The sequence below is a fragment of the Flavobacterium sp. SM15 genome, from assembly GCF_022012335.1.
Lineage (GTDB): Bacteria > Bacteroidota > Bacteroidia > Flavobacteriales > Flavobacteriaceae > Flavobacterium.
Genome location: NZ_JAKLTO010000002.1, coordinates 127,667 through 140,464 on the forward strand (window position 1 = coordinate 127,667; position 12,798 = coordinate 140,464).

General features: G+C 38.4%; 7 protein-coding genes. 1 reads left to right on the forward strand and 6 read right to left on the reverse strand.

Going from position 1 to position 12,798, the window contains the following annotated elements; genetic code table 11:
• Positions 1-18 precede the first annotated feature (18 nt).
• From LZZ90_RS03520 to LZZ90_RS03545, 6 genes are all read right to left on the reverse strand, one after another.
• Positions 19-2,283: an aconitate hydratase gene (locus tag LZZ90_RS03520; protein ID WP_237789314.1), complete on the reverse strand. Its 2,265-nt coding sequence runs from the start codon at positions 2,281-2,283 to the stop codon at positions 19-21.
• Positions 2,284-2,409: 126 nt separating this feature from the next.
• Positions 2,410-5,181 (reverse strand): bifunctional aconitate hydratase 2/2-methylisocitrate dehydratase, encoded by a 2,772-nt coding sequence (locus LZZ90_RS03525; protein WP_237789315.1) that lies wholly within the window; start codon positions 5,179-5,181, stop codon positions 2,410-2,412.
• A 258-nt stretch (positions 5,182-5,439) separates the two neighbouring features.
• Positions 5,440-6,546: an acyltransferase gene (locus LZZ90_RS03530; RefSeq protein ID WP_237789316.1), complete on the reverse strand. Its 1,107-nt coding sequence runs from the start codon at positions 6,544-6,546 to the stop codon at positions 5,440-5,442.
• Positions 6,547-6,558: 12 nt separating this feature from the next.
• Positions 6,559-7,512: a MoxR family ATPase gene (locus LZZ90_RS03535; RefSeq protein WP_237789317.1), complete on the reverse strand. Its 954-nt coding sequence runs from the start codon at positions 7,510-7,512 to the stop codon at positions 6,559-6,561.
• 33 nt (positions 7,513-7,545) lie between these two features.
• On the reverse strand, positions 7,546-8,910 hold the full coding sequence (locus LZZ90_RS03540) for a peptidylprolyl isomerase (protein ID WP_237789318.1): 1,365 nt from the start codon (positions 8,908-8,910) through the stop codon (positions 7,546-7,548).
• Between the two features lie 42 nt (positions 8,911-8,952).
• The gene (locus tag LZZ90_RS03545; RefSeq protein ID WP_237789319.1) at positions 8,953-10,926 is read right to left on the reverse strand and encodes a peptidylprolyl isomerase; all 1,974 of its coding nucleotides are present in this window, start codon (positions 10,924-10,926) and stop codon (positions 8,953-8,955) included.
• A gap of 238 nt (positions 10,927-11,164) precedes the next feature.
• Between LZZ90_RS03545 and LZZ90_RS03550 the strand changes: the two genes are divergently transcribed.
• Entirely contained in the window at positions 11,165-12,754 is a 1,590-nt protein-coding gene (locus LZZ90_RS03550; RefSeq protein WP_237789320.1) for a peptide chain release factor 3, read from the forward strand.
• Positions 12,755-12,798: the final 44 nt, after the last annotated feature.

Genomic DNA, 12,798 nt, shown 5'->3' on the forward strand with positions numbered 1-12,798 from the left:
TTAATCTTAAAAATTTGATTATGCTTTACCTGCCGCAATCAAATTTAAAGCAGAACCTGCTATAAACCAACCGATCTGACCTTCATTATAGGTATGGTTTGCCATGATTACATCTTTAGATCCATCGGCGTGAACAAATTCTAACGTTAATGGTTTTCCGGGCGCAAACTCTGTTAAATCCAAGAAGTTAATTGTATCGTCTTCCTGAATTTTGTCGTAATCTGCTTCATTAGCAAAGGTTAACGCCAGCATCCCTTGTTTTTTAAGGTTCGTTTCGTGAATTCGTGCAAATGATTTAACCAGTACTGCTTTCACTCCCAAGAAACGCGGCTCCATAGCGGCATGTTCACGGGAAGAACCTTCCCCATAGTTATGATCACCCACAACAATTGACGGAATACCAGCCGCTTTATAAGCTCTTTGCACTTTTGGCACCTCATCATATGTTCCGGTTAATTGGTTTTTTACCGAATTAGCTTTACTGTTGAACGCATTTTCAGCCCCAATTAACATATTGTTGGAAATATTATCCAAATGTCCGCGGAACCGCAGCCAAGGACCTGCCATTGAAATGTGGTCAGTGGTACATTTCCCAAAAGCTTTAATCAACAATTTAGCTCCTGAGATATTTTTACCATCCCATGGTTCAAAAGGCGCTAATAACTGTAAACGGTCAGAAGTTGGGGAAACCACAACTTGTACTGATGATCCATCTGCAGCAGGAGCTTGAAATCCAGCATCTTCCACATCAAAACCTTTGGTTGGCAACTCATCGCCTTTTGGTGCCTGCAATCTTACTTCTTCACCTTTATCATTCAACAACGTATCTGTGAGTGGGTTGAAATCCAAACGACCAGAGATTGCTAATGCAGCCACCATTTCTGGTGAAGTTACAAACGCATGTGTATTCGGGTTACCATCCGCTCTTTTGGAGAAGTTACGGTTGAACGAGTGTACGATTGTATTTTTTTCTTGTTTGTCGGCGCCTTCTCTATCCCATTGTCCAATACAAGGCCCACAAGCGTTTGTAAACACTTTAGTTCCCATTTTTTCAAAAGTAGCAATGATTCCGTCTCTCTCAATCGTGTAACGAATTTGCTCCGAACCCGGATTGATTCCGAATTCCGCTTTAGGTGTGATTCCATGCGCAACCGCTTGTTCAACAATTGACGCAGCTCTTGACATATCTTCGTAGGAAGAGTTGGTACAAGAACCAATTAGTCCCCACTCTATTTTAATTGGCCATCCGTTTGCTGCAGCTTCTGTTTTCATTTTGGAAACTGGAGTTCCTCTGTCTGGAGTAAATGGGCCGTTGATGTGTGGCTCTAACTCGGATAAGTTAATTTCAATTAATTGGTCGAAATATTGTGCAGGATCAGCATAGACTTCTTTATCCGCAGTTAAATAAGACGCTACTTTATCCGCAGCATTTACCACATCCTGACGACCCGTAGCCGCTAAATATCTTCTCATGGAATCGTCATATCCGAAAGTGGAAGTTGTCGCTCCGATTTCGGCACCCATATTACAAATCGTTCCTTTTCCGGTACAGGACATTGATTCTGCACCTTCACCGAAATATTCCACAATAGCACCGGTACCTCCTTTTACAGTTAGAATATCGGCAACTTTTAAGATAACATCTTTTGGAGCTGTCCAACCGTTTAATTTGCCCGTTAATTTTACTCCGATTAGTTTCGGAAATTTCAACTCCCAAGACATTCCGGACATAACATCTACCGCATCAGCACCACCAACCCCAATGGCTAGCATTCCTAAGCCACCTGCATTAACGGTGTGTGAATCGGTACCGATCATCATACCTCCAGGGAAAGCATAATTCTCAAGTACAATTTGGTGGATAATTCCCGAACCCGGTTTCCAGAATCCGATACCGTATTTGTTAGATACTGACGACAAGAAATCGAAAACTTCTTTGGATTGGGTGTTGGCAACCGCCAAATCGGTTTTAGCACCAACTTTCGCTTGGATTAAGTGATCACAGTGCACAGTTGTTGGAACTGCTACTTTGCTTTTTCCGGCGTGCATGAACTGCAACAACGCCATCTGTGCAGTAGCATCCTGACAGGCGACTCTATCCGGAGCAAAATCCACGTAATCCTTACCTCTTGTAAACGCTTGTGATGGCGTTCCTTCCCATAAGTGGGAATACAAAATCTTCTCAGAGAGTGTTAGCGGGCGGCCAACTAATTCACGTGCTTTATCCACGCGAGCAGCCATAGTTGCATACACTTTTTCAATCATTTCTATATCAAAAGCCATAGTATTTAGATAATTATGTTGTTATTCCTTTTAACCCTACAATTTACAAAAAATAGACACGCTATAATAAAAAAAGCCTAAGTTTATCAACTTAGGCTTTTGAATTATAATTGAGTAATCCTCAGATTATTTAACCAATAACTTGTGAGAAGGCGCAAACTTAGTCAGATTAATACCTTCTACAGCTGCTGTATATTCTTCGATGGTTGGTGTTCTACCCAAAATTGTAGACAATACCACAACCGGTGTAGAAGAAAGTAACGATTCTCCTTTTTTCTCAGCAGAATCTTCCACAACCCTTCCTTGGAAAAGACGTGTTGAAGTTGCCATTACCGTATCTCCTTTAGCCGCTTTTTCCTGGTTACCCATACAAAGGTTACATCCCGGGCGCTCTAAATACAACATATTCTCATATTCAGTACGTGCTTCACCTTTTGGCGCATCATCGTTGAATTCAAAACCTGAATAGCGTTGTAACACTTCCCAGTCACCTTCCGCTTTTAACTCATCAACGATGTTATAAGTTGGAGGAGCAACAACAAGCGGTGCATTAAATTTCACTTCGCCTTTTTGCTTTTCTACATTTTTAAGCATTTGTGCCAGGATTTTCATATCGCCTTTGTGCACCATACAAGAACCGATAAAGCCAAGATCTACTTTTTTAGTTCCTCCGTAGAAAGAAAGCGGACGGATTGTATCGTGCGTATAGCGTTTAGAAACATCAGCATTATTAACATCCGGATCTGCGATCATTGGCTCAGCGATCTGATCCAAATCAACAACTACTTCAGCATAATATTTAGCATTAGCATCTGGTCGTAAAGCTGGTTTTTCACCCGATCTGATTTCAGCAATACGTTTATTTGCTTTATCAATCAAGCCTTTCAATACTTGCTTCGCATTATCCATACCTTTATCAATCATGATTTGGATTCTGCCTTTTGCAATTTCTAAGGATTCGATTAACGTTTCATCTTCAGAAATACAGATAGACGCTTTGGCTTTCATTTCCGCAGTCCAGTCTGTAAAAGTAAAGGCTTGATCTGCAGTAAGTGTTCCAATGTGCACCTCGATAATTCTACCCTGGAACACGTTTTCACCACCAAACTGTTTAAGCATCTGCTGCTGTGTAGCATGAACCACATCACGGAAATCCATGTACGATTTCATATCACCTTTAAAGGTAACTTTTACTGATTCCGGGATTGGCATGGAAGCTTCACCGGTAGCCAAAGCAAGTGCCACTGTTCCTGAATCTGCTCCGAAAGCAACCCCTTTAGACATTCTGGTATGCGAGTCACCACCGATGATAATCGCCCACTCGTCAATAGTAATATCATTAAGTACTTTGTGAATTACGTCGGTCATGGAATGGTAAACGCCTTTCGGGTCACGGGCGGTGATTAGTCCGAAATCGTTCATAAATTTCATTAATTTCGGAATATTGGTCTGTGCTTTTTTATCCCAAACCGAAGCCGTGTGACATCCTGATTGGTATGCACCGTCAACAATTGGAGAAATGGTAGTAGCCGCCATAGATTCTAACTCCTGAGCCGTCATTAATCCTGTCGTATCCTGAGAACCTACGATATTTACATTTACACGAACGTCAGAACCTGCGTGTAATACTTTCCCTGGAGTTGTACCCACAGCGTTTCTGTTGAAGATTTTTTCAACTGCTGTTAAGCCTTGTCCTTCGTTAGAAATTTCTTTTGACGGAGCAAACACTACCGGAGCCTGAATTCCTAAAGTTTTAGCCGCAAAAGTCTGAATCTTTTTACCGAATACAATTGCGTAAGAACCGCCAGCCTTGATGAATTCCATTTTCTGAGGCGTGAATGCCTTAGCAATATCAATCAGTTCTTTATCTCCGTTATATAATTTTTTTGTCTTCGTATTAATCGTAAGAACCGTTCCTGTTGCCACAGAATACGCTTCTTCTAAAATAGGCTCGCCATTTTCGTTACGAACCGGATTTCCTTCTGCATCCGTCTTTTTTACCCAGTTTTTAAGGTCAAGACCAATACCTCCGGTAACATCAACTGTAGTTAAGAAAATTGGTGAAATACCGTTAGTTCCTCCAACAATCGGAGCGATATTCACAAACGGAACATAAGGACTTGCTTGTTTTCCGGTCCAAAGTGCTACGTTGTTAACCCCTGACATACGAGAAGAACCCACACCCATCGTACCTTTTTCAGCAATCAACATTACCGATTTGTCTGGATGCTGTGCTTGTAACGCTTTGATTTCTTCCTGTGCCTGAGGCGTGATCATACATTTTCCGTGTAATTCACGGTCGGAACGGGAGTGCGCTTGGTTACCCGGAGAAAGTAAATCGGTAGAAATATCTCCTTCACCGGCGATGAATGTTACTACTTTAATTTCTTCAGCAACTTCCGGGAGTTTAGTAAAGAATTCCGCTTTAGCGTAACTTTCAAGTATCTCTTTTGCAACAACGTTTCCACTTTCGTAAGCCACTTTCAAACGATCCATATCTGCATCGTACAAGAACACTTGAGTTTTTAAGACATCGGCTGCTTGTTTAGCAATCGCCTCGCTGTTTTCTAAAGCTAAATCCAACAACACTTCGATAGAAGGGCCACCTTTCATGTGTGATAATAGTTCGAAAGCAAAAGCCGGAGTGATTTCAGCAACCGTTGCCTCTCCCAAAATAATCTCTTTTAAGAATTTCGCTTTAACACCCGCAGCCGGAGTGGTTCCAGGCAAAGTATTGTAAATGAAGAACTTTAAAGAATCTTCACGATTCGGATTATTTAAATCTTTAATCTGAGCGATGATTTCACCTGCCAACTCAGCACCATCAATAGGTTTAGGGTGAAGCCCCTGCCCTTTTCTTTCTTCTATTTCTTTGATGTAATCGTTATAGATATTCATTTCAATAGTATTTTAATAAGTTATGTTATTACTTGTTTTATTAATTAAGTCGGACAAATTTAATCATTCTTAACTGAATTAAAAAATATTTAGCATTTCATTAATTTCAGAAGAATATTATTTATAAAGATTCTATTTTAATGAATTTAATTCATCAAAACACACAAAACAGCTAATTATTTTACGAATCCTTAATTTTTAAAAAATATTTTACCAATTTCGAAAAAAACAGCCTCCTAAATTGCCAAATTGACAGATTTAAAACCGCTCGCGAAGATCCATCAAAGGCTTTTCGTATAATTTGTAAAATAAAAAACTAAGAAAAAAAGTAACGAATAAATACACCAATGTAAAACCATGGAGCTCTAATGTAGAACAGTTTGAAGTGTCGAATAAATATTTCATAAGCTGCAATACTATTCCGTAATGCAGCAAGTAGACAGAATAGGAAACAATGCTCACAAAACGAATGGGTTTTGAAAATAAAGTATTGGCTGATTTCCATTGCGACAAAAAAGGAAGAAACAACCAAAACACAATCGAAGTCAAAGGCAGAAAAAGAACATTCCAAAAAAACGGATTTTGTTCGGCCGTTATCTTAAAAACTGCCATGGAAAAGTAAATCACTCCAATTAAAAAAAAGCCTAAGAACATAAGATTAACCGCCTGTTTTTTCCAGAACTCTGAAAACTCGACGGCCAGCCAACTTGCCAAAACCCCAATTAAGATAGAATCAATTCTGTAAAAAACCACAGCTTTTAAGGAACGATTCCACTCTTCACCGGTAGTATTGGAGGTGGTTAAGGCGTAGCCGATTTTAGTTCCGAGAAAAACCAAGACCAATATCAAAACCGTTAATAAAAAAATCTTTTTCCTGTTAAGCTTTTTCGATAAAAACAGAGATAAAAAAAGTGCAAAAGGCAATAATAGATAAGCAAATTCTTCGACACTTAAACTCCAGGACTCTGTAAAAAAAACTGGCATCGGAGAACAAAAATTCTGAAGAAAGAAAAAATACGGAAAAACACCCTTAAGCGGGTTTCCGATATAATAAGTTACCGCAATATTGAGCAGCAAAACCAGATAATAATTGGGCAAGGTTCGAAACCATCTTCGTTTTAAAAACCCAAACACATCTTTAATTGTGTAGGATTCCCTAAGGTAAGTACGATAAAGAATTGATCCGATAAGAAAACCACTCAACACGAAAAAAATTTCAACGCCCCAAAAACCAAAAAGAGTAAAAACCTGGTAAAGCAACGATGAATTTTGAGGATAAATCCAGAGAATATGAGAACAAAGCACCATCAGTATGGCTATGCAGCGCATTAAATCGAGTCCGAAAATCCTTTCGCTTTGTACCAATAGGAAATAGTTTTAGAACAACTTTTTAATGATCATTTCTTCACTGATTCCTTCTGCGTCGGCTTTATAATTCTTGATGATGCGGTGACGAAGAATTCCTGTGGCAACCGCCTGAACATCTTCAATATCCGGGGAGTATTTCCCATTTAATGCAGCGTGGGTTTTGGCAGCCAAAATAAGGTTCTGAGAAGCTCGAGGTCCTGCTCCCCAATCCAGATAATTTTTAATAAAATCGGTTGCTAACGGATTATCCGGTCTTGTTTTAGAAACCAAAGTAACCGCATATTCTATCACATTGTCTGCAACGGGAATACGACGAATCAAATGCTGGAATTCGATGATTTCCTCAGCTGTGAACAAGGAATCAACCTTTGCAGAAAAATCAGTCGTGGTACTTTTAACCACCTGAACTTCCTCAGCAAAACTCGGATAATCCAATTTAATGGCAAACATAAAACGGTCCAACTGTGCTTCCGGTAAAGGATAAGTTCCTTCCTGCTCAATTGGATTCTGCGTTGCCAAAACAAAGAAAGGCAAAGCCAATTTATAGTGCTGACCGGCAATAGTTACAGATTTCTCCTGCATCGCCTCCAGCAGAGCCGCCTGTGTTTTAGGTGGAGTACGGTTGATTTCGTCGGCAAGAATGATGTTGGAAAAAATTGGTCCTTTGATGAATTTAAACGTACGGGATTCATCCAGAATCTCACTTCCCAAAATATCCGAAGGCATCAAATCCGGAGTGAACTGAATTCTTTTAAAATCCAACCCCAGTGCCTGCGAAATGGTGTTTACCATCAAAGTTTTAGCCAGTCCCGGCACTCCAACCAACAAAGCGTGACCTCCTGAAAAAATACTGAGAACAATCTGATTGACCACTTCATCCTGTCCAACGATTACTTTGGCAACTTCAGCCTTTAGAGCCTTTTGCTTTTGAACTAAATTTTGGATTGCTGTTACGTCTGACATTTTCAGGTATGAATTAGGTTTATTGGATTATATTTATTTTTTAAGCCAGTTATTGGTAAAGGTACAATCTCTGTACTCTCCGTTAACTTTTATATAGGTTTCTTTAATTTTCTCTTCCGACCATTTTGCAACCGCTTTAATTTGCTTTTCTTTTAAAGCCAATTCTTTGATTTTCAAATAATCGGTAGAAAAATTAGCAGTATGCTCGTCGAAACGATTGGTAACGGTAATGATTTTATAGTATTTATTCCCAGCTTGCTCCTGATCCACTAACGGAAGTGAAATTTCTTTATCTTTCAAGTCGGATACTTCACTATATAGCGCCGGATCCATTTTAGTCAATTCGAAACGGGTTTCCATCGTTCTTGGATTCATCAAAACACCACCGTTATTGCGGGTTTCTTTTTCATCAGAAAACTGACGCGCCGCGTCGCTAAAAGAAATTTCTCCATCAACAATTCTTTTACGAATGGTTTCAATTTTTGTTTTTGCATCTACTAAAGCCTCTGGAGTAACTTTTGGCGATAATAAAATATGACGTACATCTAATTCCTGACCACGCACTTTTTCCAAATAAATAATATGGTAACCGTATTCCGTTTCAAACGGTTCTGAAATTTCACCTTCCTGCAAACTGAAAGCTACATCTTTAAATTCTTTAACCAGTCCTGCTTTTTTAGTCACTTTGATGTAACCACCACTTGAACCTGATGCACGGTCTTCCGAATAAATTACGGCTCTACTAAAGAAACTTGATCCTTCCTGCACTTCTTTTTTGATTTGCTTAAGTTTATCAATTACCTTTTGCTTTTCGGCTTGACTTACCATTGGTTTTACCACAATTTGAGCAACTTCCATTTCAGCCCCTAACACCGGTAATTCTTCCTGTGGAATGGATTTGAAAAACGTTCGCACTTCTTCCGGAGTAATCTCCACATCATCTACAATCTTACGCTGCATTTGCGCAGTAAGTTTGTTCATTTTTACAGCGTCAAACAAAGAGGTTCTAAAATCTTCAAGGTTCTTCTTGTTATACATTTTAAGAAGCTTTTCTGTAGAACCATAGTATTCTGTAAACTGATCAATTTGATTGTTCATAAACTCGTTTACTTCAGCATCACTCACCACAATACTATCTTGAACGGCCTGGTGTGCATACAAACGGTCTTCCAAAAGTTTTCCAAGCATTTCACAACGGGTAATATTTTTTATATCAACAGATTGTGCTTGCAATTCAACAAAACTCTTGTCAATATCCGAATCCAAAACCACATAATCACCAACAACCGCAACAACTCCGTCAATCTTCTTTTTAGAACTCGGCTGCGCATAGGCATTTCCTAAAAAAGCAATCGTAATTCCAAAAATCAGGGCAATCTTATTTTTAATCAATTTCATCTAAATCTTCTTTTTTTTTAACTGTTTCAGTAGTTTGTATTTTTATTTATTGGAGGCTTGTAACTGCGTTTTGGCTTTATTGAAAACGTCATCATTTACCTTAACAGTGAATTCTTTTTTCAAATCATCTACCCAATGCGATTCAAGGTATTGCTGGTAATCGTTTATCACCCTGCCTTTTGTTTCTTCAAGTTTTTTAGGCTCTTTTGGCATCATTTTATTTACCTGCGTGATAAAATAATAATTCCCTTCATGCAAAATATCAGAAAGTCCAACCGTCAAATTTTTGTGTTTTGGTAAAGCATCGCTTCCTAATTCAAAAACACCTGATTTCACCATAATTTCAACAGCATCTTTCTTGTTCAAATTCGATTTTATAAAATCAATCGATTTGTTTTGTTTTAAATATTTCTGAGCGGCTTTAATCACATCCATCTTAGTGGAAGAAAACACATTCACATCTGCTCGGTCTTTCCACATATAATTTGCTCTGTTGTCTTCATAGAATTTTTTAAGACCCAAGGAATCCGTTTTTGCTTTGGCCCAAATTTCTTTTTCCATTAAATCAAACAATAAAAGACCATCGCGGTATTCTTCCATTACGTTTGCAAAGTCCGGAAACTCTTTCTCTAAATTATCATCGTAATATTTAGCAAGTTTTTCGTTGATGAATTTCTCATATAACTTATCTGCCAATTTCGAGGTAGGTTTAATAGTAATGTTTGCTTTCTGCTGATTGGAAATGAATCCTAAAAATTCAGAAGTCTTAACTTTTTCGGTTTTGTTGATGGTAACCAGAACCTCGGCTGCATCTTTAACAGCAGGTGCTACCCATTCTTGAGTATAGAATTTATCGTTAAGCAATGCCACAGCACCTTTATATGCCTTATCGTTTCTTTTTACCTCATATTTCGCATGAAGTTTTTGGTTTAAAGACGCGTCTATTAATTTAGAACGATCGTCTCTACGAATCTTGCTGTCCAAATCAGCTTGGGATTCATCAAAAGTTTTCACTGGGAATTTATCCATCAATTTAACGATATGCCAACCGAATTGCGATTGAAACGGTGCTGAAAGTTCTCCTTTATTCTTAAGTGAAAACGCTACATTTTCAAACTCTTCCGAGCTTAATTCTCCAGATCCGAAACGTTGTAACTGCCCGCCTTTTCCTGAAGAAGACTTGTCCTGAGAGAATTGCTGAGCAAGAGTTTCAAAACTTTCACCTTGTTTTAATTTTTTGTAAACGTCTTCAATGGTTGATTTTGCAGCAGCAGCTTCCGCTTCGGTTTGCCCGTTTAGCGTCATGATGTGTGCAACAGAAACTTGTCCTCTGTTCTCACGAACATCATTTACTTTAATTAAATGGTAACCAAAACGCGTTCTAGCCGGCATGGAAACCTCTCCTTTTTTAGTTTTATAAGCAGCTGTTTCAAAAGGATACACCATCCTGAAAGCCGAAAACCATCCTAAATCTCCTTTATTATCCTTTACAGAAGGATCCTGAGAGACCTGAGCAGCAACTGTTTCAAAAGATTCTCCGGCCAAAATCCTTTTACGGGCCTCAATAGCTTTGTTGTAGGCTTTCAAAGTATCTGCTGGTTCTGCATTTTCATCCAAAGTGATTAAAATATGAGACGCTCTTACCTCTTTTAAAGATCTTTTATAAGCTTCTTCAATCAGTTCTTTAGTTACTTTGGTATCCGTAACATAGTTTTTAGACAACTGAGCACGGTATGATTTTAACTCATTCTGATAGGCAGCATTGTTCTGAAGTCCCAGTTTATTTGCCTTATTTACTTTTAACTTGTAACCGATAAAAAGATCCAGATAATGGTTTAGATCTTTTTGGGAATCGTCTTTAACAAGGTCAAGATTCTTTTTGTATACTCGACTGAATTCGTCGGTATAGTAAGGTTTCCCGTCAATTGTAAAAAGAACTTCTTTTTTGTTTTCCTGTGCAAAAGCTATCGCATTAGCAGCTATAAAAAGACCTAATAAAACATTTTTTAATTTCATGTTTTCAGTATGCTATTTTCAGATTTTTAATTTATAAATTTCATTGGTTAAGAAAACCATCACAGTTTTCTTGCAACCAACAAAAATAACAATTCATACTTATTTAACAACTAACCTGAGTACTATTAACAAAAAATTATCGCCGCACTGATTTTAAAGCACCACAAACGCATTTTTAAGATAATAAAATGACTTCTCGTAAATTATACCTAATTTTGCACCCATTAATTTTTACGCAATGAGTTTTCAGAAAGAAATACAGAGAAGAAGAACTTTCGGGATCATCTCCCACCCCGATGCCGGAAAAACCACACTAACAGAAAAATTGCTGTTATTTGGCGGTGCAATTCAGGAAGCGGGAGCAGTAAAAAGCAACAAAATTAAGAAAGGAGCCACGTCTGACTTTATGGAAATTGAACGTCAGAGAGGAATCTCTGTAGCCACTTCCGTTTTAGCCTTCAATTACAAAGACAAAAAAATCAATATTCTTGATACACCCGGTCACAAAGATTTTGCAGAAGATACTTTTCGAACTTTAACCGCTGTGGACAGCGTAATTGTTGTCATTGATGTTGCCAAAGGGGTTGAGGAACAAACGGAAAAATTAGTGGAAGTTTGCCGTATGCGTAACATTCCTATGATCGTTTTCATTAACAAATTGGATCGTGAAGGTAAAGATGCTTTTGATTTGATGGACGAAGTAGAAAAAAAACTAGGTTTACATGTAACCCCTTTGAGTTTCCCAATTGGTATGGGGTATGACTTTCAGGGAATTTACAATATCTGGGAGAAAAACATCAACCTTTTTGAAGGGGACAGCCGTAAAAACATTGAAGAAACCATTGCCTTCAGTGATTTAGAAAGCTCAGAACTCGAACAAATTATTGGAGAAAAACCTGCCCATAAACTTCGTGAAGAACTGGAACTGGTTTCAGAAGTATATCCAAGCTTTGACCGCGATGCTTATCTGAATGGAAAACTACAACCAGTGTTCTTTGGTTCGGCTTTAAATAATTTTGGTGTTCGTGAAATGCTTGATTGCTTCATTGAAATCGCGCCTTCACCAAGACCCAAAGATTCCGATACCCGCGAGGTAAAACCCGACGAAAATAAATTTGCAGGGTTTGTGTTTAAAATACACGCTAATATGGATCCTAAACATCGTGATCGTTTGGCGTTCATCAAAATTGTATCGGGAACATTCGAAAGAAACAAACCGTATTTGCATGTACGTCATGGAAAAAACCTGAAGTTCTCCAGCCCGAATGCCTTTTTCGCCGAGAAAAAAGAAATTGTTGACATTTCTTATCCGGGTGATATTGTTGGATTGCACGATACCGGAAATTTCAAGATTGGGGATACATTAACTGAAGGGGAAATCATGAATTTCAAGGGAATTCCAAGTTTCTCTCCTGAGCATTTCCGTTACATCAACAATGCCGATCCAATGAAAGCCAAACAGCTTGAAAAAGGAATCGACCAATTAATGGATGAAGGTGTTGCCCAGTTATTTACCCTTGAGATGAACAACCGAAAAGTAATCGGAACAGTAGGAGCGCTTCAATATGAGGTAATTCAATACCGTTTGGAGCACGAATACGGCGCAAAATGTTCTTATGAAAACTTTCCTGCTTTCAAAGCTTGTTGGGTAGAGCCTGAAGATCCTAAAAACGAAGAATTTGCCGAGTTTAAACGAATCAAACAGAAGTTTTTGGCAAAAGACAAATACGGTCAGTTGGTTTTCTTAGCGGATTCTGATTTTTCGATCCAAATGACACAAAGCAAATACCCAAGTGTAAGGTTACATTTCACTTCTGAATTCGAATAATTTAACATTTTATAAAAGACAAGTAGCAATCAAATTTTTACTTT

Excerpts from the sequence above, each read along its gene's own strand:
- LZZ90_RS03550 (WP_237789320.1), top strand. The coding sequence starts at position 11,165 with ATGAGTTTTCAGAAAGAAATACAGAGAAGAAGAACTTTCGGGATCATC.
- LZZ90_RS03525 (WP_237789315.1), bottom strand. The coding sequence starts at position 5,181 with ATGAATATCTATAACGATTACATCAAAGAAATAGAAGAAAGAAAAGGG.
- LZZ90_RS03535 (WP_237789317.1), bottom strand. The coding sequence starts at position 7,512 with ATGTCAGACGTAACAGCAATCCAAAATTTAGTTCAAAAGCAAAAGGCT.
- LZZ90_RS03540 (WP_237789318.1), bottom strand. The coding sequence starts at position 8,910 with ATGAAATTGATTAAAAATAAGATTGCCCTGATTTTTGGAATTACGATT.
- LZZ90_RS03545 (WP_237789319.1), bottom strand. The coding sequence starts at position 10,926 with ATGAAATTAAAAAATGTTTTATTAGGTCTTTTTATAGCTGCTAATGCG.
- LZZ90_RS03520 (WP_237789314.1), bottom strand. The coding sequence starts at position 2,283 with ATGGCTTTTGATATAGAAATGATTGAAAAAGTGTATGCAACTATGGCT.